We start from the raw sequence: 22,997 nt of genomic DNA, 5'->3' as shown, positions 1-22,997 counted from the left end.
TCGAACAGTTCGATGTGGTTGTCGGCCGGGTCGTCGAGCAGAATCCGTTTGCCGCTCCGGTGGCGATTTCATTCCGGAAGTGGAACGTGCTGTCGCACCGGCTCATCGGGCCGTATCGCAGTTCTCGACACGGTTCTCACGGAAGCGACGTGCTCTCCGACAGCACGTCGTCTTGCTCTGCGTCTACCGGCCCGCCGCGTTCCGGCTGCGTCTGCGGTAGAAGACAACCGTTGCGAATACGACGAGACCGAACACAGTGTAGAGAATACTAGCGATTCAGACTCCAATCAATTCGGCGATGCCGAAAAGGTACGGAATACCAAGCAGGATTAGAATGAGATGCTGTCGCTGCCTGATTCGGTAGAGTTGGTTCTGGAGGTTAGACTCGTCCATACGGACCTGAAATGGAAAGCGGACAGAAAAATTATTCTCCTCGATGATAGATTACGGTCAGTTGGAATCGTGAAAAAGATCGTGAACGATTACCCGCCCGTGCTGAGTAATCGGGTTCGGTATCGAACAGCCACGGTGATAGATACGCGCTCTCTGTTCAGCACGCTCGCCGAAACTCATCGCTTGATGATAATTTCAACGAGACCTCTACGATGTGACGGACGCTAACAGACTCGTAATCACTCTCCTCGCAGTCCACTCTCCGTTCCGGCTCGAACGGTCGTCGCGCGAGGTCGTGCGGTACGCGAACGAATCAATCCTCGCCGGGAAGCAGTGGATGGTCGTCCGGCGCGCGGGCGAGTCGGCGCTGTACCGCGTCCCACTCCTCGAAGTAGCCGTAGTCGGTCATCGTGGTCATCCCGGCGATGGCGGCGCGGAGGCTGAGTCCGACCAGCGGTACGTCCGCGACCGTGATGACCACGTCCGCCTGTATCACGGCTCCGTCGCGGAGGAGTACGTCAAGCAGATCTACCACGGCGTGGTCGTCTTTCGTCGGTTTCATGCGTCAAGTTCGGGGGCGAACGAGTATGGGGGCCATGGCCCCGTAAAGCGCAGTTCGACGCCCGGTTCCCCCGCGATATCGTCGAGTACGCTTCCGATGTCTGTTTCGCGTTCCTCGTGCGCGAGGAACGCGACCTGTACCACGTCCTCGGAGGTGTCCGATCCGAGGAGGCTCTTCCGCGAGTCCACCTCCTCTAGCTCCCGAACGAGGGGTTCGAGGCCGTCGTGGAGCCGCGCAGTCAGCTCTTCCTTGCGCGTCCGTCGCAGGTCGCGGAGCCGGTTGTCGTACTGCTTTTCGAGCATGAAGGCGGTACCCTCGCTCGCGTCGTCGATTCGCTCGCGTAGGTCGACCAACTCCTCGTCTTCCGATTCGAGTTCGTCGCGGACGCGGTCCTCGTCCCACGTTACGCCGACGCGGTACTCCCAGTGGCCCGCGAACTCGTTGAGGTGCGCTTCGAGGTCGGCGCGTTGGTCGGCGAGCCACTCCCGGACGCGGTCGTCGTCGCCTTTGAGGATGGTGTCGAAGCGAAACGGGAGCGGCGTGCCGAATGCCTCACCGGCGGCGTCGACGACCTCCTGATGGGTGAGGAGCCACTCGCGCACCGTTTCGAGGTCGTCCGTGTCGTAGGGCGAGTCGCAGGGCTGGACGACCGCGCCGACGCCGTCGTCGGTGACGACCGAGACGGGTTCGTCGTCGATGCCCGTCTCCGAAAATTCGGTCTCCGCCGTCGAATCGACCACGCAGTAGAGGTAGCGACCGTCCTCGAACTCGGCGTCGATTCCCGCGTTCGCCCCTGTCTCGGCTTCGCCCGGTTCAGCCATCGAATCCCTCTAGTTCGGGTTCGCGCTCCGCCACGTCCACCAGCGCCTCGCTGAGCAGGGAGTCCAAGTCGTCGCGGAGGTCGTCCACCTCCCGCTCGATATCCTCCGACTCCTTCAGTCGGTCTATCTCCGCTTCCAGCGCCGCCAACTGCGAGCCGAGTCGTTCTATCTCCTCTGGGTCGAGGTCGTCGTGTTCCATCCGACGAACCGCCTCGCGCTCCAGGGCATCGACCAGCAGTTCGATGAGGGTGACGACGAGCGCGACGAGTCCGCGCCCCGCGTCGTCGCCGTCGATCTTAATCGCGCTCATTCTCCGCCGTCACCTCCTGCGCTTTCTCTTCTTTCTCCTCGTCCTCCTCTTCCGCTTCCGTCTCCTCCGCTTGGGCGTCCTCGTCCTCCCCTTCCTCGTCGAGCGCCTCGGTGAGCAAGGCGTCTAATTCGCGGAGATCGTCCACATCGTGCTCGAGCTCCTCCGTCTCCTCGTCCGACGCCTCGACCGTCACCGCCTCGGATTCCGGAAGTTCTTCGACGCCCGCCGCCTCCTCGACGCGCTTCATATCGGTACCCTCCGGAAATTCCAGTCCGTACTGCGCCGCCGTCTCGAACGAGGCGATGGCGGCCCGAAGTTGGACGCCGAGCAGTTCCGTTTCGCCGACCGTCACCACGATGTCGGCGTTGATGACGACGCCCTTGTCGAGCAGGAGTTCGAGCATCTCCGCGAGGTCGGACTGACTGCGCGTCGGTTTCGCGTCACTCATCGTTTTCCTCCTCGAACCTATCGCCGTAGATTCGCTTCGTGTTCGGTGCCGACGAGTATTTCGTCTCCCGCGGAACCGTCGAGAAGCCCCCCGCGCTCCCCATGTCCGTACGCGATTGCGCCATGGTGGAATAGGCCGTCGGGTTGCGCGAGTTCGGCTGGCCGGGGCCGCCGATCGACTCGTTCTCCGCTTTGATGGCGGCGAGTTCGTTTCGAGTTTCGATCAGCTTCTCGCGGAACGTCTCGATGCTGTCTTGCAGTTCGGATTGAATCTTCGCTTGGTACAGCTCCGACCGCATCTCGCTTTCCACGTCGGCGTCGTCCACTTCGGCACCCCCTACGTCGGCGCTCATCCCAGACACCATCCCGTCGCTACCGCCATCTTCCGAATCGTCGCCGAGGTCGTCGACCGCGTCCTCCAACTCGCGCGCCTCCCGCCAAAGTTCGCGCATGTCCGCCGAATCCCACAGCTTCCGGAGTTCGACCGCCTTGATGAGGCCCCACGTGTCGATGGCCTCCTCCGGGTCGCCCTCGGAGATCGCCTTCGGAATATCTTCGACGTCGATGGCCTCGGAAGCGTCCGACGAGTCGACGATGTCCGGAACGTCGGTCAGGTCGATCTCGTCGAGCACGTCCTCCCCTTCGTCCAACACCGTCCAGAGCTTCTCCGCCTCGTCCGCGACCTCCTCGAACGACTCCGACGATTCGAACGCCGATTTAAGCTGCTCGACGCCCGACCGTACCTCCTTTTCGAACACTTCCATCTCTTCGTCATCCATCTTCCATCCCCCCGAACCGCAGTTCGAGCACGCGGTTGTTGTACGACGCCGCGGTCACCTGCACGTCGGTTCGACGGAGGTCGAGACGCTTGACGGTTCGCTCCGCGTCCCGAATCTCGACCGTGCCCGTCTGATCGTCGAACCTGACCGAGAGATCGTCCTCCGACACGTCGGGCACGTCGACAGTGACGAGTAGTTCGTCGCCCTCCTCCCGAACGTCCGTGAGGTACTCTTGGCGCGACGCCGACGACCGTCGTCGGTCTCGCGGGGAGTCGGTGCTGATGGAGTCGACCGTGACCGCGTAGTCGATTCGCCCCTTGGCGTCGCCGATTTCGCCGGAGCGCGTCCTAGCTCCGTCTTCTTCGGCGAGCGCGTTCGCCAGTCTTACCAGCCGTTCGAACAGTCCCATTATCCTTTCACCTCGACTTTTCCGTTCCGCAGTCGGTCGTGAACCTCCTCCGCGACCTCCAGTTGTTCTTCGAGCTCTTCTTTCCGCGCTCGGTACTCCTCGTCCGACAGCTCGCCGATCTCGTACAACAGGTGCGTCTCCTTGAGTTCGTCCTGAATCCCCTCCACGTCGTACATCTCGTCCAGCGCCATCGAGTGGAGAACGTCGAGGAGCGAGACGAACGGTCGCACGAGCAAGTCATCGACGACGATCATCGTTGCGCTCCGATCTCGATGTCCACGAAGTTGTACGGTGCCCACGGTCCGGTGTACTGGACGGTGAGGTCGCCGTACTCCTCGCGCACGTCGTCCACGACCTCGCCGAACGCTTCGCGGTCGTCTTGGGCGACGAGGTACGAGCGGTTCAACACGAGTCGATCGCTGAACAGGTCGTCATCCGTCTCGCCCGCCGTGATTTCCGACAGTCGTCCCCCCACGTCGTCGCGGATCTCCTCGCGGGGGAGGTTGGCATCCTCGTTGGCGACGAGTTTGACGCCGAGTTCGACGTGGCCGTCCACCTCGCGGAGGGCTTTCGTGAACGCCCGTCTCGCGCCGCGGAGGACGGTCTTCAGGGTTCGGTTGTCCTTGAACGCCATCCCGAACTGCATTGGGACGACAGCGTCCACGTCGTCGCGTTCGAGTACACGACGGAGCACCTCGTCGTGCGCTTTGCTGTCCTCGTCGGTTCGTTCGGGGTCGGTCGTGTCGATGTCCGAGACGACGGCGGAGAGCGTTCGGTAATTGACGGTGTACACTCGATCCGCGTCACCCACCGCGTCGGCGTCGAACTCGAACTCGTTCTGTTCGATCACCCCGTAGACGTATCGGTTCGAACTCATCGTTATCAGGACGGCGACGGCTGTCCTCTAGTGCGAAAGGACGTGACGGGCGCTAATAAGTCGTGTGGCGGAAACAGCAAGCCTACGCCGCGTTCGCGGCAGTTAGGCCGATTAGGCGGTGAGCGGACGACGTTCCACGGCGACGAATATTCCACCCGCCGAAGCGACCGCCACGTTCGAGTAGACCACCGCATTCGCGGCGCACGGAAATCGCTACTCGAAATCAGAAGGAAGAATCGCTCGTCGTCACGGCGCGGCTTTTCGCTGCTGAATCTCGTCGAGCAGGTCGTTCGCCAGCGACTGGAGGTCTTCGTCCGAGAGGTCGTCGAAACTCACACCGCCCTCAGTCACCTCCGCGCTCGACTCGTCTTCGACTTCCCTCTCTTCGTCTCGGGGTTCCGTTTCTTCCTCTTCGGCTTCCGGTTCCCCCTCCTCCTCCTCGGCCTCCGTCTCTTCTCCCTCTGCTTGCTCTTCGGCTTCCCTCTCTTCTTCTCCTGCTTCCCCCTCGTCTTCTAAGTTTTTTCCCTCTTCCTCGCTCGTCTCTGACTCCGCTTCCTCTTCGCTCGACTCCTCTTCGGTCTCCGACTCTGCTTCTTCCTCCTGTGCTTCTGCGGCTTCTTCACTCGTTTCGTCCTCTGTTTCTTCCTCGCCCGCTTCCGCTTCTGCTTCTTCTTCCCCGCTTTCACCGCCGGACTCGCTCTTGGCTTCGTCGCTCCCCTCGTTCTCGTCGCTTTCGACCGCGGGTGCGGAAGCGAGTATTTCCTCCGCCTCCTCCTTGCCAACTTCGAACGCGTCCTGGACGCGCTGGCGGACAAGTTGTTCGCGTGAGGAGTCGTCAGACTTCTCGCTCTTGCTGAGACGGCTTTCGATGGTCGTGCCGAGCGACTTTCCGAGTCTACGCCCGACATACATCCCTAACCCGCAGCCGATCAGTCCGCCGACGTTGCGTCCGACGTTTCCCCCGTTCTCCCTTTCCCCCTGAATAATTTCTTCGACCAGCCGTTCGACATTCTCCTCCTCTTCCAAGCTCTCTTCGAGCAGTTCTCGCATCGTTGGTGTGTTGTTTTGGCTCATATTGTCCCCCCTTCTGCGTCGTTAGCGGCGAAGATTTCCCGCTGTTCGCCGAGGTTTCCGCGACGATACCGACCGACGCGGCTGTAGCCTCGAACGCCCCCAGTCGTGTCTAAACTGATGACGTACCGGTCGAGGATGTCCTGCGTGTCGGGAATCGAGTGGCGCTTTACCACTTCGGCGATAACGCGCCACCCCTCTTCGTGGTCATCGACCTCGACGATGCCGTCTAACGGCAAGCCCGTGAGGTCTTCCGCGACGGCTCGTCCGACGTCCCGCGCGTCGATTACGCCTATCTTACCGTCCGTCTCGGGTATCTCACTACCTGCATCCCGTTCGGACTCTTCGACGGCGTCGGTGAGTCGGTCGACGACTTCGCCGAACCCGTCTCCGGAGCCGTCCGTTCGTTCGCTCATTCTCTCCCCCGACTGGTGTGTCGATACCGACGACAATAACTCGTGCGCCCGCATCGCCGATTTCTCGGCGGACGCCGTTCGGTGCTCGATTTGACGGCGGCGTAACGACTCGTTTCGACCGCGACATCCCTCACTTCACTGGAATGATCGTTCATTATGAATTCGGCGCTCCTTAAAAACGGCTTGCAACCACGGCCCGAACCATCAAATAGCGTCCGGCGGCACTAGAAAACACGGGGATTGGATTCCCGCTGATAACCATGGCACGAACAAATCCGGATTCGTCCAGTCTCGCGGAAGTGCTGGATCGAATCCTCGACAAGGGTGTCGTCATCGACGTGTGGGCACGCATCTCCGTCGTCGGTATCGAGGTGCTGACGGTCGAGGCGCGCGTCGTCGTCGCGTCGGTCGATACGTTCATCCACTACGCCAAGGAGATGTCGAAGATAGAACATGCCGAGGCGGGCGAGGAAGTCGACTTCGAGGAAGTAGATGTAAAAGCGACCACCGAGTAAGTAGCCACTGAGATACCATGTCGGAAGCCGATCAATGCCGGGCGCTCACCGAGTCCGGCGAGCGCTGTTCCCGCCCGGCAGAGGATGACGGGTTCTGCCACCAGCACGACCCAGATGACGAGACGATAGATGACGCCGACGAAGCGAGTAGGGCCGACGAAACTGCGGTGGACGGGGGGGAAGAGACGGGAAGCGAATCGAGCGAGAGCGACGAAAACAAGGAGGGTGAAAGCGTGGACGAAGCACAAAACGGCGACTTCGACGTGATGGACGTTCGAACGACGATAGAGAGCGTCGCGTCGGATCTCGTCGGACGTCCGCTTGACGGAATCATCGAGATAACCGAGGACGATGACGGCTGGGAGGTCGGCGTCGAGATGGTAGAACGGAGCGCGATTCCGGATACGCAGGACATCCTCGGGCAGTACGAGGTTTCCTTGAGCGAATCGGGAGACGTAACCGGCTACCGTCTCAAAGAGCGGTATCGCCGGGGCGACGAGCAAGAGCGGTAGACTATCCTTTTTGGAAGCCGAGCATGAAGCCGCCGACGAAGCCGGCGCTCACGGATACCATCGAGAGCAGCGTCGTGATCCACGACGGCGGCGCCCCGCTTCCCGCGACTTCGCCCGTCTTGAGCAGGCCGGCGGAGAGCTTGTCCCAATCGACCGTCATTATTCCGTGCGATTCGAGGAACTTGAACAGGGCGAGTTCGAGACCGACGATGACGGCGATCAGCTTCGCCACCTTCTTGGCCGCGAACCCGATGACGCCGCCGATGACGGTACCACTCCCGAACTCCAGTCCGAGCTGTTGGGGATCAATTCCGATTTGCATCGTCCGATTCAGCACATCGACACGTTAAGAATTTTTTGGTCTCTCAGAGATGACAGAACGCGTTCGAAGGCCGCTTCAAGGGAAATTCGCATTTCGCCGGGCGACAGGTACGTATCGAGACCTGTACCGTCGGATAGCCGCCGCGAATCCTCCACCCGGCGGGAGATTGAAGAACCTCGATGGCTTACGGGCAGACGTGCACGGAAACACGGCACGAATCGGAGTGAAGAGCCGGCACGGCTGACGTGGTCGGCATCGACATCAGCGGTCGCCACGAAGAGCGGGGCGAGTACCTGATGGTCGCCGCCGCCGTCCACGCCATCGTCGGGACGACACGTTTGCGATGCGTCGAGGGAATGGGGTTCGCCGTCAGCCACGAGCAACCGACGCTCTCCGCCGTCACGGAGATCGTCGCCGCCGTGCTCGACGACCTACCGACCCCGCCGGAGGGGCCGGTCGTCGCCGAACGCGGCGAATTCTACGAGGAGCCCAAGTGGATGGTCGAACAGTATCTCGAAACGGAATTTAAGTACGTCGAGAGCATAGCCGAACGTGAAACCGTGCAGGCCGCACACCACGCCGCGTACGCCGCTCGCAAACTACTCCTATGAAAGCGATACTGGCAAAACGAGTAGACTCAGGAACCGCCGACACCGCCGAGCTTCGGGATTTGACCCGCGCCGCCGGCTACGACATCGCCGCCGAGTTCACCCAATCGCGCGAGGAAGACGCCGCGTTCCAGCTCGGCGAGGGGAAAGTAACCGAACTGGCCGGAACCGTCGCCGAAACGGGGACCGAGTTGGTCGTCTTCGACAACCAACTCGGCCCGTACCAGACGTACAACCTGGGCCAGCGTCTCCCCGAGGGCACGCGGGTCATCGACCGGTTCCGACTCATTCTCGAAATCTTCGGTCAGCGCGCGCAGACCCGCAAGGCGCAGTTGCAGGTCGAACTGGCGGAGCTACGGTACGAACTACCGCGCGTCGAGGCGAAGACGAGTCTCGCCAAACGCGACGAGCGCCCCGGCTTCATGGGTCTCGGCGAGTACGACGAGAGCCACGAACAGGACATCAAAGACCAAATCAGCCGCATCAAGAACGAACTCGACGCCATCGCCGACAAGGAGGCGGATCGCCGACAGAAGCGCCGGGAGTCGGGATTCGACCTGGTGGCGCTCGCGGGCTACACGAACGCCGGGAAATCGACACTGCTGCAACAGCTCGCCGAAGAGCTGGAGATCGGCGAGAACGACGACCTCCACCCCGACCTCGACACCACCGCGGAGGCGGAAGACCGTCTCTTCACCACGCTCGGGACGACGACGCGAAAGGCGGCCATCGACCGACGGGACGTGCTCGTCACGGACACGGTCGGATTCATCCAAGACCTGCCCCACTGGCTGGTCGAATCGTTCAAATCCACGTTGGACGCGGTGTACTACGCCGACCTCGTCCTGCTGGTCGTGGACGTGAGCGAACCCGTCGACGAAATCCGCAATAAGCTCGTCACCTGTCACGACACGCTGTACGAGCGCAACCAAGCGCCCATCGTCACGGTGCTGAACAAGATCGACGCCGTGAGCGACGAGGAACTGGAAGAGAAACGGACGGCGCTGTCCGCGCTCGCGCCAAACCCCGTTGCCATCAGCGGGATGGAGGGGTCGAACGTCGAGACGCTGAAACGCCGCATCGACGCCGAACTCCCCGATTGGGAGTTCGAACGACTCGTCATGCCGATGACCGAGGACACGATGAGCGTCGTCTCATGGGTTCACGACCACGCGCGGGTGGAGGACGTGACCTACCTGGAGGACGAGGTGGTCGTTGAGTTCGAGGCCCGCCCGTCCATCGTGCAACGGTCGCGGGCGAAAGCGAGCGACTTGACGGCCGCGCCGTCGGCTTAAAGCATCGAGGAGATCGACACCGCGCCGTCGGAGCGAATCCACGCGCGGTGGTTCTTCTGGTCGTAGATGAGGAGCGCGTCGTCCTGCACCGCCAGTTCGGCGTATCGGTCGTCGGTCCAATCTCGTCGGGAGTCGTCTGCTTCGTGCGTGCTCGGGGTCATGCCAGAGTGGTAGTGTGTCGTAATCGACTTACTATACAGCAGTAGGTAACAACCAGTCATTGATAAATGTTACCTATTATCATGATTCTGCAGGTACCTCTCCGTCGGCAGAGGACGAAAACGTTTCGGTGAAAATAGATACCGGAAATTTCACTTCGTTCGACTGTCGATAGCGGGCCGGAGACGCGTCGAAGAGTGAGAACGAGGCTTTGTTTTGTCGGACTTTCAGCTGACCAGTCGTCGGAGCGGTCGTGGAACGCGGCAGTTACGAAACGTAACTCGGTGGTCGCGGGTAACTTTTTGTGCCGGCGGCGAATACGTTCGGCTATGAGCGAACCGGTGCGGCCCCTCGAACTGTGGTGTGCGGGCGAAGAATGGTGTTCCATCACCGCGACGGCGCGACTGGTCGGGAAGAAGTGGCACCCCGTCATCGTGCATCGACTCCTCGAAAACGGCCCGCTTGGATTCAACGCAATCAAAGAGGAGGTGGACGGCATCTCCAGCAAGGTGCTGTCGGACAGTCTGGAGGATCTGGAGGAAAAACGGCTCGTGAACCGCGAGATCGTGAACGAGAAACCGGTGCGCGTCGAATACTCCCTGACGCAGATCGGCGAGTCGCTTCAACCGGTCATCACCGCGATGCGCGACTGGGGAACGGAGTATCTCACCCCCGCCGAAGACCGAGATTCGGCTATCGCGTAAGCTGTCGTTTCTCTTTTTCCACCACCCGGACGTTTCGAATCGCGGTGTCGGGATACCTCCCATCGTCGCCCTTCTCGGCTGCTTTCACCATGTCCCAGACGACGTTCAGTCCGGTCGTGACGCCCTCCAGCGCCTCCATCTCGCACCCCGTCTTTCCGGTCGTCTCCACCGCGACCGAGAGCGCGACGCGGTCGTCGCGAACGTCGAACTCGGTTTCGACGTTCGTGATGGGAATCTGGTGGCACATCGGAATCGTCTCCCACGTGTGTTTCACCGCCTGCACCGCGCCGATTCTCGCCGTCGCCAGCACGTCGCCTTTCTGTAGGTCGTCCGCGCGAATCGCCTCGACGGTCGACCGTCGGAGGTGAATCTCGCCCTCGGCGACCGCCCGGCGGGCCGTGTCGGGCTTGTCGCCCACGTCCACCATCTGCACCTCGCCGTCCTCGTCGGTGTGGGTCAGGTCGTCGGCGTCAGCCATCGAACTCACCCCGGATGGCCGCGGGCACGGTATCGAGCAGATCGGAAGCGAGGAGACCCTCCCCGTGCTCGTCGTACAGTAGGTCACCAGCACGCCCGTTGACGTACGACCCGGCGCAGGCAGCGTCGAAGGCGTCCACCGTTCCGAACAGCCCCGCGACGATTCCGGCGAGCACGTCGCCGGTTCCGCCGACTTTCATCCCGGTGTTTCCGGTTCGGACGACTCGCGTTCGCTCGCCGTCCGACACCACGTCGGTCGCGCCCTTCGTCAGCACGACGTGGCCGAGGTCGGCGGCGAGGGATTCGATACCGTCAGTTGCCTCGCTCAGGTCGTCCGCGTCCGGGCCGCCCATCTTCGCGAGTTCCTTGCGATTCGGCGTGCAGACCAGCGTCGCATCCGTGTCAAGGTCGGGAATCGCGGGGAGGGCGTCGGCGTCCACTACTGCCCGCCCCGTGAACGATTCGAGGAACGACTTTGCCGCCTCGATGGTCTCGTCGGCGTTGCCCAGTCCCGGCCCGAGAACGACCGTATCGTCGTACCCCTCTGCCGTCTCCACCAGCCCGTCGACCTGCTCGGGTGTGAGTCGGTCGCCCTCGTAGGGTTGGACGATGAGGTCTTCGGCGTAGCCCTGAATCTCGCCGGCCACGGCGTCCGGCGCGGCGACGAACGAGAGATCCGCCCCCGCGCGCAGGGCCGACTGCGCCGCGAGTGCGGGCGCGCCGGTGAACGGTCCGCCCCCGATGACGAACACCCGACCGCCGACTTCGCCGCGAACGCCGCGGAGGTCGCCCGGCCCGACGAACCGCTCGGCGGCGTCGGGGATGCCGATATTCGCGACCGTCACGTCGCTGTCGAGATCGTCGAAGCCGGGTTTCGTGTCGTGGAACGTGATCACCCGGTCAGCGTCGACCGCGGTGCCCTTCGCCTCTCCGGTGTCGGCGTTCACGCCCGAGGGGACGTCCACCGCGACGATGGTCGCGTCGCTCTCGTTGATCGTCTCGGCGGCGGTCGCCTCGGGTTCGCGCAGCGCTCCCGTGACGCCGGTTCCGAGCATGGCGTCCACGACGACGTCGCAGTCGGGCAGGTCGAGGGCGCGGGAGTCGGTTACCTCGGTCGCGTCGTACTCGGCCTGCTGAAGTGCGTCCCAGTTCTCGCGGGCGATGTCGGTGCCGATGGTTTCGGCCCGGCCGAGCAGGAGCACGGACACGTCGTAGTCGTCCAGAAATCGGGCGGCGACGAAGGCGTCGCCGCCGTTGTTCCCTCGGCCCGCGACGACGACCACTCGCGCGCCCGGCGAGGCGACGTCGCGCACCTCGCGGGCGACGGCGTTACCGCTCGACTCCATCAACTGCTTGCGCGGCACGCCGAGTGCCTCGGCGTTCTCGTCCACCGCGGCCATCCTGTCTGCGGTGATCATACACGGGGTTTGGGGCGGATTCGGGGTTAACGTTGTGGGTCGGCGTGTTCGGTATCGCTCGAAAGTCAGTCGTTTCCAGAACCCCCTCACTTTTCTCGAAGCGGTTCTCCTTGACCCGACTCTGGTAGCAAGACGTGAAGCAGTCACAGAAAGCTCCCGTCCGCTCGCGGTCGCCGATATCTCGGCGCGGCTCGCTCGCGGTCGTCGTCCCGAGCGGGGTCGCCGAGACGACCACGCAAGCGCGAGCGGACGGCCCTCGGACGACCGCGTCCTCGGGACTGCTGGCGCACGCGCCGGGGATGTTCGTGTCGTTTCGAGAAATGTGACGAAACGTGCGACGACGCGCCGACGACACGCCCTGTCGTCCGCGCCACGAGATAACGTAAAGTCCCCGACGGTTCAACGAACCGATATGCGAACACTGATCGTCGGCGGCAGTGGCTTCGTCGGAACCGCCCTCACCGAAGAACTCCATGCGCGCGGGCACGACGTGACCGTGCTTGCGCGCTCCCCCGAAGACGCCGCCCTCCCCGCTGGCGTCGAGACGGTCGCGGGCGACGTGACCGACTACGAATCCATCTCGGACGCGTTCGAGGGACGAGATGCGGCGGTCAACCTCGTCGCGCTCTCGCCGCTGTTCAAGCCCTCGGGCGCGAGCCACGAGGAGATTCACCTCGGCGGCACCGAGAACGTCGTCCGTGCGTGCGAAGAACGCGGCGTCCCGAAACTAGTCCAGATGAGCGCCCTCGGCGCGGACTCCGACGGGACGACAGCCTACATCCGAGCGAAAGGGCAAGCGGAGGAGGTCGTCCGCGATTCGAAACTCGATTGGGTGCTCGTCCGTCCGTCGGTCGTCTTCGGCGACGGAGGCGAGTTCGTCTCGTTCACGAAGACGCTGACCACGCCCTACGTGACCGGGCTTCCGGGTGGCGGAAAGACTAGATTCCAGCCCATCTGGGTCGGCGACCTCGCGCCGCTGCTGGCCGACTGCGTGGCGGATGACGGCCACGCCGGCCGAACCTACGAACTCGGCGGCCCCGAGGTGCTCACGCTCGCCGACGTGACGAGACTCACGTATCGTGCGGAGGGCAAGTCGGTCGTCGTCCTCCCGATTCCCATGCCGCTCGCGGGAATCGGCCTTCGATTCGCCGGTCTCGTTCCGTTCGCGCCGATGGGTGCCGACCAGTACCGCTCTTTGAAATTCGACAACACGGTCGCGGAGAACGACGTTCGGATGTTCGACCGCGACCCGGACGACCTGCGACGCCTCGCGGACTACCTCGGTGTCGCGGAGTCCTTTTGAGTCTGCTTCCGTTACGAGGAGTATGTACGAGGTCGAAGTGAAGGTTCGCGCCGACCACGCGACGGTTCGGGAGCGACTCCGCGAACTCGGGGCTCGCTCGCTCGGAGCCGTCACGCAGGAGGATTTCTACTACGACGCGCCCCACCGCGATTTCGCCGAGACCGACGAGGCGCTCCGGGTTCGCCGGGAGGCCGACGAGGAGGGGACGGCGGAGGTCGTAACGTACAAAGGTCCGCTGGTTGAGGAGGAATCGAAGACGCGCAAGGAACACGAGACCGTCGTCGGAGACGGCGATACGGTCGACTCGCTATTGTCGGCGTTGGGGTTCGAGGCGGCGGCGACCGTCCACAAGGAACGCGAGCGGTACGAACTCGACGGCTACCTCGTCGTCCTCGACTCGGTGACGGGACTCGGCGAGTTCGTAGAGGTCGAAATCAAAGCCGAGGAAGACGCGGTCGAATCGGCGCGCGACGGCGCGTACGACGTGCTCCGCGACCTCGGTCTCGACCCGGACGAGCAGGTCAGAACCTCCTATCTCGGCCTCCTGCTCCGTGATGACCACGAGTAATACTGACGCGCCGGAGCGTTTCCGGAAGTTATAGAATCTGCGACTGTGAATCCGAGATAATGACCCAGCGGAACATCCAGGTGGAGCCTATCGACCGTCGGGCAGTCGAAGACCAAGACATCGAAATCGTCGAGCGAAAGGGGATCGGCCACCCCGACTCTATCTGTGACGGTATCGCCGAGAGCGTCTCTAGCGCACTCTCGCAGGCGTACCTTGACCGCGTGGGCAAAGTTCTCCACTACAACACCGACGAGACGCAGCTCGTCGCGGGGAGTGCGAACCCGCGCTTCGGCGGCGGCGAACTGGTCGAACCCATCTACATCCTCCTCGTGGGTCGCGCGACGAAGGAGTACAAAGGCACCAAGATTCCGACAGACACCATCGCGCTGGAGGCGGCCCGCGAGTACCTGAACGAGCATATTCCGGAACTCGACGTGGGCACCGACGTCATCCTCGACGTGAAACTCGGCGAGGGGAGCGGCGACCTACAGGGCGTCTTTTCCGAAGATGGCGGGAGAGTACCGATGGCGAACGACACGAGTTTCGGTGTCGGCCACGCCCCGCTCTCGGAAACCGAGCGGATAGTACTGAACGCTGAGCGCCGGCTCAACGGCGAGTTCGCCACGGATCACCCCGCGCTCGGTCCGGACGTGAAGATAATGGGCAAGCGCGAGCGCGACACCATCGACGTGACCGTCGCCGCCGCGATGATAGACCAGTACATCGCTGACCGCGAGGAGTACGACGCGATGGTCGAGAACGTCCGCGGCTACGTTCGTGCCGTCGCCGAGGAGTACACCGACCGCGACGTGAACGTCTACGTCAACACCGCCGACGGCGACAACGACGACGAGATATACCTCACGACGACCGGCACGAGCGCCGAGATGGGCGACGACGGCTCGGTCGGGCGCGGCAACCGCGCGAACGGACTCATCACGCCGAACCGCTCGATGAGCATGGAAGCGACGAGCGGGAAGAATCCCGTCAACCACATCGGGAAGATATACAACCTGCTCAGCACCAGCATCGCCGAAACCGTGGTCGCCGAAGTGGACGGCATCCGCGACATGCGAGTTCGCCTCCTCTCGCAGATCGGTCGCCCCATCGACGAACCCCACGTCGCGGACGCGCAGGTCGTCGTGGAAGACGGCGTCTCGCTCGCCGACATCGAAGACGACATCATCGCGCTCGTGGACGAGGAACTGGCGAACGTGGCGACCATCACGGAACGCGCCATCCAGGGCGACGTGACGACGTTCTAATTCGGGTCGTCGTTCAGTCCGACACTCGTTTATTATAGCCGCTGTTACGCCCGGTATGCACCCGTCGGGAGCCGACACCGTCCTCGTCCGTCACGGCGACGTCGGCGTGAAGAGTGGGAAAGTGCAGACGGAGATGGAGCGACGGCTTCGGGACAACCTCGCGGGAATCCTCGCCGACCGCGGCGTCGACGCCGAGGTCGAACGACAGTGGTCGCGCCTGTTCGTCCACACGAGCGAAGACCACGTCGAGGCCGCGACCGACGCTGCGGCGGACACCTTCGGCGTGCAGTCCGCCAGCCCCGCGGCGGTCGTCTCGCCGGAACAGGAAGTTATCGAGGAGACGCTGGCAGTGGCTGCCCGCGAACACTACCGCGAGGGAACCTTCGCAGTGCGCGCCCGGCGGTCGTCGAAGGAGCATCCGTTCACCAGTGCGGAGCTCGAACGCGAGGGCGGCACCGCGGTTTGGGAAGCGGTTGAAGATCCCGAGGTGGACTTGGACGACCCCGACATCACGTTCTCCGTCGAGGTGCGCGAAACAGACGCCTTCGTCTTTCTCGAAAAACGCGCCGGGCCGGGCGGGCTTCCGCTCGGTACCCAGACGAAACTCGTCTCGCTGGTCAGCGGCGGCATCGACTCGCCCGTGGCGACGTGGGAAGTGATGAAACGCGGCAGTCCGGTCGTCCCCGTCTACCTCGACCTCGGCGATTTCGGCGGCCCCGACCACGAAGCGCGGGCGGTCGAGACGGTGCGGAAACTCGCAAGATACGCGCCGGAGCAGGACATGCGAGTCCGCAAGGTTCCGGCGGGCGACGTGATGCGCCTGCTCGCGGAGGAGGTCGGCCCGGCCCGGATGCTCGTCTTCCGCCGGTTCATGTACCGCGTCGCGGAACACATTGCCCGCGACGAGCGAGCTCACGGCATCGTCACGGGAGAGGCCATTGGACAGAAATCCAGCCAGACCGCGCGCAACCTCGGCGTGACGAGCGCGGCGACGACGATGCCCGTCCACCGCCCCCTGCTGACGATGGACAAGAGCGACATCGTCGCCCACGCCCGAAACATCGACACCTTCACCGAGTCCACGATACCGGCGGGCTGTAACCGCATCGCGCCGGACTTCCCCGAGACGAACGCGACCCTCGAAATCGCCGAGAACGCCGAACCGGACGGACTGTTCGAACTGGCCGAGGAGGCCGCCGAGAACGTCGAACTGGTCGAACTCTGACCGCCTCAATTTGTCAATCGGTTACGATTTCCCCTCACTCGTTTTGAACTGACCCGCCACCGACGAGACGCTTTTTTCGAAAGCCCCCGCCCGCTCGCGGTCGATCGTCGATATTTCGGGGGGAGACGACTACGCAAGCGCGAGCGGGCGACCCCTTTCAGTCCTACCCCGAATCGCCACAATATCGCCACCGCATCAGCCACACCCTCCCCAACCGATTCTGTTGTTCCCTCACGGTCGGTCCGTCATCCCTCACACGCTGTCGGCGGAACGACTCGGCCGCCCGTTGGCCTCGTCGCCCCGCCAGCGCGCGCCACCGTGGAAAACTAGTCCATCTTACGCCTCCAGCCGTGCGACGAAGTACGCGAATACCGCGTCGTCCTCCTCGGCGAGCCCGTCTTCTATCGTTCCTTCACCACGAACCGCGAAGCCCGCTGATTTGAGGAGATTTTGCGTCTCCGCTGCGCTAGCGATATCCCAGCGCATCTCGACGCCGCTTCCGAGCCAGTCGGGGTTCGACCCGCTCCATTCGGTCGTCCCCGTGGTGAGGAGCACCCATCCTCCGGGGAAGAGCACCCGCGCGAATTCGGAGACGACTGCCGAATGGTCGTCGGCCGGGACGTGAATCATCGAATGGAAGGCGGTCACGCCGTCGAACGCCTCGTCCCGAAACGGGAGCGATGTCATGTCGCCCTGCGCGACCACCACGTCCGGGACGTTCGCCATCGCCGCGCGAAGCTGTCCGCGGGAGAAGTCAACCCCGATGGCGACGGTCGACCCGCCGGCGCGGTCGAGAACCGGTATCCCTTGACCGCACCCCACGTCCAGGATTCGCGCCGACTCGGCCAGCGAACTCAGGAAGTCGTCGAGTACGTCCGTTTCGAGTGGGTCTGCAGACCGTTCAGTCGCGTAGGTGTCCGCGATTTCGTCGTATCCGCGACGAATGGCGTATTTGTCGGACATCAGATATGTCTACTGGATAGTCACACAAATAACTATTCGAGCGGCGAGGTCGAAATTCGACGGCATCTCGGAGTCGAAATCGCTTTAGTTCGTCACTGCCAGCCCAAAAACAGTGACTCGCGTTCTGCTCGTCGGTTCGGCGGAAGTGGACTTGCGCGCCGAGCTACTGTCGCGGGAGACGGCGCGCGACGCCCTCGCCACGTACCAGCTCCGCGAACAGTATCGGAACTGCCTCGAACTGGAGACCATCAGCGTCGGCGCGGCCACCTCGCTGCTGAACGACCTGAACTGGTACCTCGTGCGCTTCGTGGACGAGGCGCTCGTCCTCGAACCGAGCGTGAGCGACGAGGAGTGGCTGTCGCGGACGCTCGCGGCCCGCGTGCGCGACGGCGGCGTCGAACCCGGCGAGACCGACCCGCTACTCAAGGTGTATGGCGTGGTGGACGGCGAGTTCGGAAAGGAGCTCGTGGAGCCGATGTACGTCGCCCGCACCGTCGACGGCGTCCCGGAGTACGACCTGCGCGACGTGGACGACACGCTGGTCGTGCGCGTGACCGAAGACGAGTTCCGGTCGTGACGGGTATCTCACGTCGCTGCCGCTGTCCGGAATCGCCCCCATGAAGCGAACGGTCGACCGACAGGACTACTTTCGGCCGCTCCAAGCTGTAAGCGATGCCCCTGACCCTCTAACCGAACGCCCGCTCCGACGGATAGCCGGGCCTATTCAGATTCGGGATACGATCCTGCTGTTCTAACTCATCGGACTCTTCTTCGCGTTCGTCGGAGTCGAGATACTGGCGTTCGGACTCGAATTCCTCCGGTTGCCGCTCACCTTCGCCGACTTGGTTCGATTGCCGACGGGTACCACCGCACTGACGCGCCACCCGGCGTCCGCGGCCTATCACCTCGGACTCGGTTGCTTCTTCCTCTGTAGCGGCCTCGGAATCGGCGGCGTTCGCCTCCGATTCGAGCGGTAGCACCCGCGTCGAACCACATTTTCAAATCGAACGTTCGGGTGATCCTCTCGGCGGAAACCCTTTTGCTCGTTCTTCGCAACCTCCGTGACATGGGGGAGCACATCAGTTCAGAACAGGTGGAGGTGTGGCTTGACGAGAACGTCGTCCAAGACGTTCAACACGTCTCCGATGACGAGACCGAGTTCAACGTCCAGTTACGACTTGCGCAACTTCCGCTCCACATCATCAAAGAGGAGACGTGGGGGCCGCTTCGGCTGGTCAGCAAGAACGCGTTCGACACGGAGCGAACCATGCTTCTCAAGGAGGACGACCGGGACAGACAGGAGTTGCTGACCCGTATCGGGCCGGTTCTGGCGGCGACGCCGGGCTTCTACACGTTCCTCGACGAGGAGAGCGTCTCATGCGATTTCGCGGATGCACACTCCATCCAACTCGAACACCGGATCTATCCCGACGGCGCGAGCCAGCAGGCGGTGATGGAAGGGCTGATGAGCCTCGCAACCGCCATGCGATACCTCCAGAACACGGTTGCCGCGATGCTTCAGGATCGACAGGAGTGAGCGATTTCTTTCGCGGTACTCTCCGGCGTCGTGCTATCGTTTGGAACGCTCCGGCGTTTCCTAGTCGAACATCCCTGTCGAGAGATACCGCTCTCCGCTGTCGGGAAAGATGGTGACGACGAGCGGGCAGTCGTCGTAGCCTTGTTCGACGCCGCCGTCAGACGTGACCGTCGACGGTGAATCGAACTCGTCGTCCATCATCTCGCTCCAATCCTCGGGCATCTCCGGGCAGTTGAGTTCGGGTTGGGCGAGGCGCTCGGCGACGCGGTAGGCCGCGACGCTCGCCGCACCGCTCGACTGGCCGACGAGGATTCCTTCGTCGCGGGCGAGTCGGCGACACTCCTCCTCGGCGTCCTCCAGCGCCACCGTCTCGATTGCGTCGATGCGGTCGGCGTCGAGCAGTTCGCTCACGAAGCCCGGACCCATCCCCTGGTACTCGTCCTCGCCGGACTCTCCGGTCGAGAGAACGGCGTTTCGCTCGGGTTCGACGGCGACGACCTCCGTGTCGGGGTACTCCTCCAACAGGCGCGTAGCCGTGCCCGTGATGGTTCCGCCGGTTCCGACGCCCGCGACGAAGGCGTCGATTTCCCGCCCGTCGACCGCCTCGATTATCTCTTCCGCGGTCGTTCGGTAGTGGGCGTCCGCGTTGGCCGGATTCTCGAACTGGCCGAGTTGAATCGCGTCCCCCGACGCGGTGAGTTCGTCGGCCCGCGCTCGGGCGGCTTCCATATCTCCGTCCACGAGTTCGATATCCGCCCCGTACGCCCTGAGCAGTTGCCGACGCTCGGGCGATTTCGACGCGGGCATGACGATTGTGAGGTCGTACCCTCGGGCCGCACACACGACCGCCAGCCCGATGCCCGTGTTGCCGCTTGTCGGCTCGACGATGCGGTCTCCCGGGTGCAGTTCACCCGCTCGCTCCGCGGCTTCGACCATCGCCAGCGCCGGGCGGTCTTTCGCGGAACCGCCGGGGTTGAACGACTCGACCTTCGCCGCGACGGTTGCACCCTCGGGCGAGCGAACGTGGACGAGCGGCGACCCCACGATGTCGAGGATGGACGATTTCATGATTCGGATGTACGGTTGCCACACCTAAACCACTGATGGAATCCGGCAGGTGGTGCCGGAAGAAAGAGTCGTTTAACTGCATCCGGCCCTAGGCGTGAGTATGGAATCGACCGAACCGAATCCGACGTGGGACGCGAGCGCGCACAGCGAGACGGTGAGTGCCATCGAAGCCGGCGTCGGCGAAGTCAACTACCGCGTCTGGGGTGCCGACTGGTGCGGCGACTGTCGCTCTGCCCTCCCGGATTTCTTCGCCGCACTGGAGGCCGCAGGCGTCCCCGAAGACGAGACACACGTCTACGAGGTCGACGACGAGAAGGACGGCGAACTCGTCGACGAGTACGACGTGACGCTCATCCCGACCATCGTTGTCGAGCGAAGCTCGACGACCAATCGAACCGCCTCGGACGACATCACCGAAGAAGGTGACGAGGAGATAGTCCGGTTCGAGGAAGAAGAGAACTTGCCCGCCGCGGAGTACGTCGCCGACGGACTGCTCGAAAGTGACACGCTCGCATAGGTGAACTCCTCGTCCTGACCGGTCGCCTGAAAGCAACGACAGATACACATCGAGTACTTCTCATCCGAGCTTCTGTCAAAGTCGATTGGTTTCAACAGCCCCGTATCCTACCCATCACCCTGACTCGAAATTCTCGAGATGAAAGGGATATGACTCCGTGCCGGGTCACAAATTCTTGACGTATGAAAGACACACGAAGAAGAACTCTCGGTCTTCGTCCTCGATACCAGTAGCGAGTAAAAGCCCGCCAAAGGCGAGGAATCCGAACGCACCACCGACGATGAGAAGTGTATATCCGGAGGATACGGTGCGGAGACCGTACATTAGAAGTCCAGCGCCGAGACCTGCGAAGATGGGCTTTAAAAATTGTACCGAATAAGGAAACAACCGTTCCGTATACCAGACCTCGGCGACACGAACGAAATTTATGAGAGCGAGAACGCACGCAGTGGCGAGTGCGGCCCCGAGAATTCCAAACTGATGGATGAAAACGTAATTGCAGATTACGTTGAGAATCCCTATCCCCCAGCGGTTTACGAGTGAGAGATACTGATGATCCGTCATCATCAACAAAAAGCCACTTGGTCCGACTGCGGCGTTTGCTAATTGTCCGACCGTAAAGAGAATAAGGATGGCGCTCCCGTCCGTGTATCCTTCGCCGAAGATAAGTAGTATCTCTTTTGCATAGATTATCGCGCCAAGGGCGAGAAAGAGAGCGACGGTAAAGATCCATCGCGTGAGTTGTTGATAAAGGGATTGCAATTCGGTCATGCTCCCGTTCGTATAGAGACGGGATGCAACCGGAGGAAAGATTTGATTGAACGCACTGAGGGGGAGAACGAGCATCCCCCCCACAACGAGAGCAGTCTTATAAAGACCGACAGCACTCCCTTCCGAGATAAGAATTCCAACCATCAGTAAATCGATACGGTTTGCGAGAATCGCTCCCGCTTGAGTAAGCGTTAGCGGCAGGGAGTAATTGTAGAATTCGACGGCTTCAGTTCGTGATATTCGAGTCGTTGGTTGGAACGATGTTTTCGAAACGAATAATGAGACCGTGGCGATAAAGACGACAATTCCGGCCGCGACACTCGCCGCAACGACACCAACGAGTGCATATCCGAGCGCCAGTGGGACGACAATGAAAAGAAGTTGGGAAAGCGGCGTTACGATATTCATGAGAAGCACCTGATATTCGGGGAGTTCGAGCGCCTTGAAGACCGTCTGTAGGATGTTGCTTAGCGTCGTAAACGGGATGACGAACGCCAAGATCCGGAGCACATCCGTCAATAGTGAGTTCTGCAGCGTCATCCGGTTGATGAACGGAGCACTGAAAAAGAGTAACCCACCGATAGCAAGTCCCCCGACAAGTGATGTGAGGAGCGCTAGCCCAAGCATCTGATTTTGTTTAGCCCGCTGACCGCTGTGCTGTGGGAGAAATTTGAGAATCGACGTATCCGTTCCGAGGTTGGTGATCGTTTGAAAAATGGCCAGAAGGACGTATCCATAGCTGTAGACGCCAAAGAGTCCTTGTCCCAGTCCGCGTGTTAGAAGAACGTTGATGCCAAATCGGAGCAAATTATCCGCGCCCTTGCCCAGTAAAAAGAGACCGGCACCGCGAGATACGGATGCCAGCGGTGACCCTCCTTCGCGGCGATCAGATTGCTCTGTTTCGGCTGATGTGTTCTCTTGATTACTTATGCTCATTACGATTTGACTTACGCATTTCTCAAGCGCTACATCTACTGATTCTTAACTGGCTTTGTTCTGTGAACGCAGTTCGTCGTTAAGAACGGAGAGGACTGTCGACCGTTCATGAACCCTGAAAAACGAATTAGAAGGGGGCTAAAGGAATCGGCAGGCCGTAGGCGCTTCAGACGCGAATTCAAAACAGAACCGACGAAACGAGCGTGACGACGATGAGATACGCGACTCCCAGCGCCAACGTCTCGGTTGCGATTCCGCCCCCCGAATTCGGCTTCCAGCGTGAGCGCGGTCGGGTAGTGACCTAGGAGCAGTTCGACGGGTAGGTCGGTGCTCCCGGCGGGATTTTGAAAGAGGAACACGTCGAGCGACGGACCGAACAGCATGGCGTAGACGCCCGACAGACGACCGAGCAAGGTTCCGACGAGCGCACCGACGATGCTGTATATCATCGCCGCGAGAAGGGTCGCAAGCGCGATACCCGTCGGTCGGGCGGGGTCGAGCGTCACCACCAGAACGCCCATCGAAACGACGGTGACGAGCGCGCCGACCAGTGGCGTCAGGAGCACCGGATAGACGGTCGAGAGGGGGCGGTGGTCGTCACGCTGCCGGGGAGCGAAATCGGAATCGCCGCGTCCGGCGTGAGGAACGAGACGACGCCGAGGGAGTACGCGGGCAGGAAGACGAACAGGGCGAGCCATAGCGGGTTTCGCGCGTAGCTTCAGAAACTAGAGACGGCGAACGCCGAAGAT

At 62.2% G+C, this 22,997-nt stretch carries 32 protein-coding genes; 13 read left to right on the top strand and 19 right to left on the bottom strand.

Features of this window, described 5'->3' with window-relative positions; genetic code table 11:
- Positions 1-706: 706 nt before the first annotated feature.
- The 10 genes from gvpM to gvpO (LIW51_RS09515) all read right to left on the bottom strand — a co-directional run bounded on the left by gvpM (position 707) and on the right by gvpO (LIW51_RS09515) (position 6,085).
- Positions 707-955, bottom strand: a complete 249-nt coding sequence (gvpM, locus tag LIW51_RS09560) for a gas vesicle protein GvpM (protein WP_227373859.1) — start codon at positions 953-955, stop codon at positions 707-709.
- Positions 952-1,776, bottom strand: a complete 825-nt coding sequence (gene gvpL, locus LIW51_RS09555) for a gas vesicle protein GvpL (RefSeq protein ID WP_227373858.1) — start codon at positions 1,774-1,776, stop codon at positions 952-954. The genes gvpM and gvpL overlap by 4 nt, the downstream gene beginning before the upstream one ends.
- Positions 1,769-2,086: a gas vesicle protein K gene (locus tag LIW51_RS09550; RefSeq protein WP_227373857.1), complete on the bottom strand. Its 318-nt coding sequence runs from the start codon at positions 2,084-2,086 to the stop codon at positions 1,769-1,771. The genes gvpL and LIW51_RS09550 overlap by 8 nt, the downstream gene beginning before the upstream one ends.
- The gene (gvpJ, locus tag LIW51_RS38935) at positions 2,073-2,534 is read right to left on the bottom strand and encodes a gas vesicle protein GvpJ (RefSeq protein ID WP_303659907.1); all 462 of its coding nucleotides are present in this window, start codon (positions 2,532-2,534) and stop codon (positions 2,073-2,075) included. The genes LIW51_RS09550 and gvpJ overlap by 14 nt, the downstream gene beginning before the upstream one ends.
- Complete coding sequence (locus tag LIW51_RS09540) at positions 2,527-3,312, bottom strand: hypothetical protein (RefSeq protein ID WP_227373856.1); 786 nt, start codon at positions 3,310-3,312, stop codon at positions 2,527-2,529. Before LIW51_RS09540 ends, gvpJ begins: the two co-directional genes overlap by 8 nt.
- Positions 3,305-3,721, bottom strand: a complete 417-nt coding sequence (gene gvpH, locus LIW51_RS09535; protein ID WP_227373855.1) for a gas vesicle protein GvpH — start codon at positions 3,719-3,721, stop codon at positions 3,305-3,307. The genes LIW51_RS09540 and gvpH overlap by 8 nt, the downstream gene beginning before the upstream one ends.
- On the bottom strand, positions 3,721-3,975 hold the full coding sequence (gene gvpG, locus LIW51_RS09530; RefSeq protein ID WP_227373854.1) for a gas vesicle protein GvpG: 255 nt from the start codon (positions 3,973-3,975) through the stop codon (positions 3,721-3,723). Before gvpG ends, gvpH begins: the two co-directional genes overlap by 1 nt.
- A complete protein-coding gene (locus LIW51_RS09525) occupies positions 3,972-4,598 on the bottom strand; it encodes a GvpL/GvpF family gas vesicle protein (RefSeq protein ID WP_227373852.1) in 627 nt (208 codons plus the stop codon). Before LIW51_RS09525 ends, gvpG begins: the two co-directional genes overlap by 4 nt.
- Before the next feature lie 246 nt (positions 4,599-4,844).
- Positions 4,845-5,672, bottom strand: a complete 828-nt coding sequence (locus LIW51_RS09520; protein ID WP_227373851.1) for a hypothetical protein — start codon at positions 5,670-5,672, stop codon at positions 4,845-4,847.
- The gene (gvpO, locus tag LIW51_RS09515) at positions 5,669-6,085 is read right to left on the bottom strand and encodes a gas vesicle protein GvpO (protein WP_227373849.1); all 417 of its coding nucleotides are present in this window, start codon (positions 6,083-6,085) and stop codon (positions 5,669-5,671) included. The genes LIW51_RS09520 and gvpO (LIW51_RS09515) overlap by 4 nt, the downstream gene beginning before the upstream one ends.
- Positions 6,086-6,345: 260 nt before the next feature.
- Between gvpO (LIW51_RS09515) and gvpA the strand changes: the two genes are divergently transcribed.
- Positions 6,346-6,600, top strand: coding sequence for a gas vesicle protein GvpA (gene gvpA, locus LIW51_RS09510; RefSeq protein ID WP_227373847.1), 255 nt, complete (start codon positions 6,346-6,348; stop codon positions 6,598-6,600).
- A gap of 17 nt (positions 6,601-6,617) precedes the next feature.
- Positions 6,618-7,112 carry a gas vesicle protein GvpO, halophile-type gene (gene gvpO, locus LIW51_RS09505; protein ID WP_227373845.1) on the top strand — a complete coding sequence of 165 codons (495 nt, stop codon included), beginning with the start codon at positions 6,618-6,620 and terminating at the stop codon, positions 7,110-7,112.
- 1 nt (position 7,113) lies between these two features.
- Here gvpO (LIW51_RS09505) and LIW51_RS09500 read toward each other — a convergent pair whose 3' ends face one another.
- A complete protein-coding gene (locus tag LIW51_RS09500) occupies positions 7,114-7,434 on the bottom strand; it encodes an FUN14 domain-containing protein (protein WP_227373843.1) in 321 nt (106 codons plus the stop codon).
- A gap of 254 nt (positions 7,435-7,688) precedes the next feature.
- Between LIW51_RS09500 and LIW51_RS09495 the strand changes: the two genes are divergently transcribed.
- Both LIW51_RS09495 and hflX read left to right on the top strand, forming a co-directional pair.
- Positions 7,689-8,045, top strand: coding sequence for a DUF2209 family protein (locus tag LIW51_RS09495; RefSeq protein WP_368411781.1), 357 nt, complete (start codon positions 7,689-7,691; stop codon positions 8,043-8,045).
- Positions 8,042-9,337, top strand: a complete 1,296-nt coding sequence (gene hflX / locus LIW51_RS09490) for a GTPase HflX (protein ID WP_227373840.1) — start codon at positions 8,042-8,044, stop codon at positions 9,335-9,337. The genes LIW51_RS09495 and hflX overlap by 4 nt, the downstream gene beginning before the upstream one ends.
- Here the strand turns inward: hflX and LIW51_RS09485 are convergent.
- Positions 9,334-9,498 carry a DUF7331 family protein gene (locus LIW51_RS09485; protein ID WP_227373838.1) on the bottom strand — a complete coding sequence of 55 codons (165 nt, stop codon included), beginning with the start codon at positions 9,496-9,498 and terminating at the stop codon, positions 9,334-9,336. The genes hflX and LIW51_RS09485 overlap by 4 nt on opposite strands.
- Positions 9,499-9,825: 327 nt before the next feature.
- On the opposite strand from LIW51_RS09485, the gene LIW51_RS09480 reads away from it, so the two are divergent.
- Positions 9,826-10,200: a winged helix-turn-helix transcriptional regulator gene (locus tag LIW51_RS09480; protein ID WP_227373836.1), complete on the top strand. Its 375-nt coding sequence runs from the start codon at positions 9,826-9,828 to the stop codon at positions 10,198-10,200.
- Here the strand turns inward: LIW51_RS09480 and moaC are convergent.
- Both moaC and LIW51_RS09470 read right to left on the bottom strand, forming a co-directional pair.
- Positions 10,190-10,678, bottom strand: coding sequence for a cyclic pyranopterin monophosphate synthase MoaC (gene moaC / locus LIW51_RS09475; RefSeq protein ID WP_227373834.1), 489 nt, complete (start codon positions 10,676-10,678; stop codon positions 10,190-10,192). The genes LIW51_RS09480 and moaC overlap by 11 nt on opposite strands.
- Positions 10,671-12,095: an NAD(P)H-hydrate dehydratase gene (locus LIW51_RS09470; RefSeq protein ID WP_227373832.1), complete on the bottom strand. Its 1,425-nt coding sequence runs from the start codon at positions 12,093-12,095 to the stop codon at positions 10,671-10,673. The genes moaC and LIW51_RS09470 overlap by 8 nt, the downstream gene beginning before the upstream one ends.
- Before the next feature lie 134 nt (positions 12,096-12,229).
- Between LIW51_RS09470 and LIW51_RS09465 the strand changes: the two genes are divergently transcribed.
- From LIW51_RS09465 to thiI, 5 genes are all read left to right on the top strand, one after another.
- Complete coding sequence (locus LIW51_RS09465; protein ID WP_227373831.1) at positions 12,230-12,421, top strand: hypothetical protein; 192 nt, start codon at positions 12,230-12,232, stop codon at positions 12,419-12,421.
- Between the two features lie 86 nt (positions 12,422-12,507).
- Positions 12,508-13,398, top strand: coding sequence for a complex I NDUFA9 subunit family protein (locus tag LIW51_RS09460; RefSeq protein ID WP_227373830.1), 891 nt, complete (start codon positions 12,508-12,510; stop codon positions 13,396-13,398).
- A gap of 22 nt (positions 13,399-13,420) precedes the next feature.
- Entirely contained in the window at positions 13,421-13,966 is a 546-nt protein-coding gene (cyaB, locus tag LIW51_RS09455; RefSeq protein ID WP_227373829.1) for a class IV adenylate cyclase, read from the top strand.
- Between the two features lie 59 nt (positions 13,967-14,025).
- Positions 14,026-15,231, top strand: a complete 1,206-nt coding sequence (locus LIW51_RS09450) for a methionine adenosyltransferase (RefSeq protein WP_227373828.1) — start codon at positions 14,026-14,028, stop codon at positions 15,229-15,231.
- A 55-nt stretch (positions 15,232-15,286) separates the two neighbouring features.
- Positions 15,287-16,456 carry a tRNA uracil 4-sulfurtransferase ThiI gene (gene thiI / locus LIW51_RS09445; RefSeq protein WP_227373827.1) on the top strand — a complete coding sequence of 390 codons (1,170 nt, stop codon included), beginning with the start codon at positions 15,287-15,289 and terminating at the stop codon, positions 16,454-16,456.
- 336 nt (positions 16,457-16,792) lie between these two features.
- Here the strand turns inward: thiI and LIW51_RS09440 are convergent, their stop codons facing one another.
- Complete coding sequence (locus LIW51_RS09440; RefSeq protein WP_227373825.1) at positions 16,793-17,419, bottom strand: class I SAM-dependent methyltransferase; 627 nt, start codon at positions 17,417-17,419, stop codon at positions 16,793-16,795.
- A 112-nt stretch (positions 17,420-17,531) separates the two neighbouring features.
- Between LIW51_RS09440 and LIW51_RS09435 the strand changes: the two genes are divergently transcribed.
- Positions 17,532-17,996, top strand: a complete 465-nt coding sequence (locus tag LIW51_RS09435) for a DUF5804 family protein (protein ID WP_227373824.1) — start codon at positions 17,532-17,534, stop codon at positions 17,994-17,996.
- A 109-nt stretch (positions 17,997-18,105) separates the two neighbouring features.
- Here the strand turns inward: LIW51_RS09435 and LIW51_RS09430 are convergent, their stop codons facing one another.
- On the bottom strand, positions 18,106-18,399 hold the full coding sequence (locus tag LIW51_RS09430) for a hypothetical protein (protein ID WP_227373822.1): 294 nt from the start codon (positions 18,397-18,399) through the stop codon (positions 18,106-18,108).
- Between the two features lie 86 nt (positions 18,400-18,485).
- Here LIW51_RS09430 and LIW51_RS09425 point away from each other — a divergent pair, with 86 nt between their 5' ends.
- Positions 18,486-18,956 (top strand): DUF2299 family protein, encoded by a 471-nt coding sequence (locus LIW51_RS09425; RefSeq protein WP_227373820.1) that lies wholly within the window; start codon positions 18,486-18,488, stop codon positions 18,954-18,956.
- Between the two features lie 60 nt (positions 18,957-19,016).
- On the opposite strand, the gene LIW51_RS09420 is transcribed toward LIW51_RS09425, so the two are convergent.
- Entirely contained in the window at positions 19,017-20,024 is a 1,008-nt protein-coding gene (locus LIW51_RS09420) for a PLP-dependent cysteine synthase family protein (RefSeq protein ID WP_227373818.1), read from the bottom strand.
- A gap of 100 nt (positions 20,025-20,124) precedes the next feature.
- On the opposite strand from LIW51_RS09420, the gene LIW51_RS09415 reads away from it, so the two are divergent.
- The gene (locus LIW51_RS09415) at positions 20,125-20,541 is read left to right on the top strand and encodes a thioredoxin family protein (protein WP_227373817.1); all 417 of its coding nucleotides are present in this window, start codon (positions 20,125-20,127) and stop codon (positions 20,539-20,541) included.
- Positions 20,542-20,706: 165 nt separating this feature from the next.
- Here LIW51_RS09415 and LIW51_RS09410 read toward each other — a convergent pair whose 3' ends face one another.
- Together LIW51_RS09410 and LIW51_RS09405 are read right to left on the bottom strand one after the other, a co-directional pair.
- The gene (locus LIW51_RS09410) at positions 20,707-22,248 is read right to left on the bottom strand and encodes a flippase (protein WP_227373815.1); all 1,542 of its coding nucleotides are present in this window, start codon (positions 22,246-22,248) and stop codon (positions 20,707-20,709) included.
- 35 nt (positions 22,249-22,283) lie between these two features.
- Positions 22,284-22,946: a hypothetical protein gene (locus tag LIW51_RS09405; protein ID WP_227373814.1), complete on the bottom strand. Its 663-nt coding sequence runs from the start codon at positions 22,944-22,946 to the stop codon at positions 22,284-22,286.
- Between the last annotated feature and the right edge of the window lie 51 nt (positions 22,947-22,997).

This window comes from Haladaptatus halobius, from assembly GCF_020618475.1.
In the GTDB taxonomy this organism is placed as follows: domain Archaea; phylum Halobacteriota; class Halobacteria; order Halobacteriales; family Haladaptataceae; genus Haladaptatus; species Haladaptatus halobius.
Note: the sequence above shows the minus strand (reverse complement) of the source record. Positions and strands in the feature narration are given on the sequence as shown.

What these genes read in the sequence shown, in the direction of transcription:
- gvpJ (WP_303659907.1), bottom strand. Translation starts at nt 2,534, where the DNA reads ATGAGTGACGCGAAACCGACGCGCAGTCAGTCCGACCTCGCGGAGATG.
- LIW51_RS09500 (WP_227373843.1), bottom strand. Translation starts at nt 7,434, where the DNA reads ATGCAAATCGGAATTGATCCCCAACAGCTCGGACTGGAGTTCGGGAGT.
- LIW51_RS09410 (WP_227373815.1), bottom strand. Translation starts at nt 22,248, where the DNA reads ATGAGCATAAGTAATCAAGAGAACACATCAGCCGAAACAGAGCAATCT.
- LIW51_RS09550 (WP_227373857.1), bottom strand. Translation starts at nt 2,086, where the DNA reads ATGAGCGCGATTAAGATCGACGGCGACGACGCGGGGCGCGGACTCGTC.
- gvpM (WP_227373859.1), bottom strand. Translation starts at nt 955, where the DNA reads ATGAAACCGACGAAAGACGACCACGCCGTGGTAGATCTGCTTGACGTA.
- LIW51_RS09460 (WP_227373830.1), top strand. Translation starts at nt 12,508, where the DNA reads ATGCGAACACTGATCGTCGGCGGCAGTGGCTTCGTCGGAACCGCCCTC.
- LIW51_RS09540 (WP_227373856.1), bottom strand. Translation starts at nt 3,312, where the DNA reads ATGGATGACGAAGAGATGGAAGTGTTCGAAAAGGAGGTACGGTCGGGC.
- thiI (WP_227373827.1), top strand. Translation starts at nt 15,287, where the DNA reads ATGCACCCGTCGGGAGCCGACACCGTCCTCGTCCGTCACGGCGACGTC.
- LIW51_RS09440 (WP_227373825.1), bottom strand. Translation starts at nt 17,419, where the DNA reads ATGTCCGACAAATACGCCATTCGTCGCGGATACGACGAAATCGCGGAC.
- LIW51_RS09450 (WP_227373828.1), top strand. Translation starts at nt 14,026, where the DNA reads ATGACCCAGCGGAACATCCAGGTGGAGCCTATCGACCGTCGGGCAGTC.
- gvpO (WP_227373845.1), top strand. Translation starts at nt 6,618, where the DNA reads ATGTCGGAAGCCGATCAATGCCGGGCGCTCACCGAGTCCGGCGAGCGC.
- LIW51_RS09470 (WP_227373832.1), bottom strand. Translation starts at nt 12,095, where the DNA reads ATGATCACCGCAGACAGGATGGCCGCGGTGGACGAGAACGCCGAGGCA.
- LIW51_RS09425 (WP_227373820.1), top strand. Translation starts at nt 18,486, where the DNA reads ATGGGGGAGCACATCAGTTCAGAACAGGTGGAGGTGTGGCTTGACGAG.
- moaC (WP_227373834.1), bottom strand. Translation starts at nt 10,678, where the DNA reads ATGGCTGACGCCGACGACCTGACCCACACCGACGAGGACGGCGAGGTG.
- LIW51_RS09415 (WP_227373817.1), top strand. Translation starts at nt 20,125, where the DNA reads ATGGAATCGACCGAACCGAATCCGACGTGGGACGCGAGCGCGCACAGC.
- LIW51_RS09480 (WP_227373836.1), top strand. Translation starts at nt 9,826, where the DNA reads ATGAGCGAACCGGTGCGGCCCCTCGAACTGTGGTGTGCGGGCGAAGAA.
- gvpG (WP_227373854.1), bottom strand. Translation starts at nt 3,975, where the DNA reads ATGATCGTCGTCGATGACTTGCTCGTGCGACCGTTCGTCTCGCTCCTC.
- gvpO (WP_227373849.1), bottom strand. Translation starts at nt 6,085, where the DNA reads ATGAGCGAACGAACGGACGGCTCCGGAGACGGGTTCGGCGAAGTCGTC.
- gvpH (WP_227373855.1), bottom strand. Translation starts at nt 3,721, where the DNA reads ATGGGACTGTTCGAACGGCTGGTAAGACTGGCGAACGCGCTCGCCGAA.
- cyaB (WP_227373829.1), top strand. Translation starts at nt 13,421, where the DNA reads ATGTACGAGGTCGAAGTGAAGGTTCGCGCCGACCACGCGACGGTTCGG.
- LIW51_RS09420 (WP_227373818.1), bottom strand. Translation starts at nt 20,024, where the DNA reads ATGAAATCGTCCATCCTCGACATCGTGGGGTCGCCGCTCGTCCACGTT.
- LIW51_RS09525 (WP_227373852.1), bottom strand. Translation starts at nt 4,598, where the DNA reads ATGAGTTCGAACCGATACGTCTACGGGGTGATCGAACAGAACGAGTTC.
- hflX (WP_227373840.1), top strand. Translation starts at nt 8,042, where the DNA reads ATGAAAGCGATACTGGCAAAACGAGTAGACTCAGGAACCGCCGACACC.
- LIW51_RS09520 (WP_227373851.1), bottom strand. Translation starts at nt 5,672, where the DNA reads ATGAGCCAAAACAACACACCAACGATGCGAGAACTGCTCGAAGAGAGC.
- gvpL (WP_227373858.1), bottom strand. Translation starts at nt 1,776, where the DNA reads ATGGCTGAACCGGGCGAAGCCGAGACAGGGGCGAACGCGGGAATCGAC.
- LIW51_RS09485 (WP_227373838.1), bottom strand. Translation starts at nt 9,498, where the DNA reads ATGACCCCGAGCACGCACGAAGCAGACGACTCCCGACGAGATTGGACC.
- gvpA (WP_227373847.1), top strand. Translation starts at nt 6,346, where the DNA reads ATGGCACGAACAAATCCGGATTCGTCCAGTCTCGCGGAAGTGCTGGAT.
- LIW51_RS09405 (WP_227373814.1), bottom strand. Translation starts at nt 22,946, where the DNA reads ATGGCTCGCCCTGTTCGTCTTCCTGCCCGCGTACTCCCTCGGCGTCGT.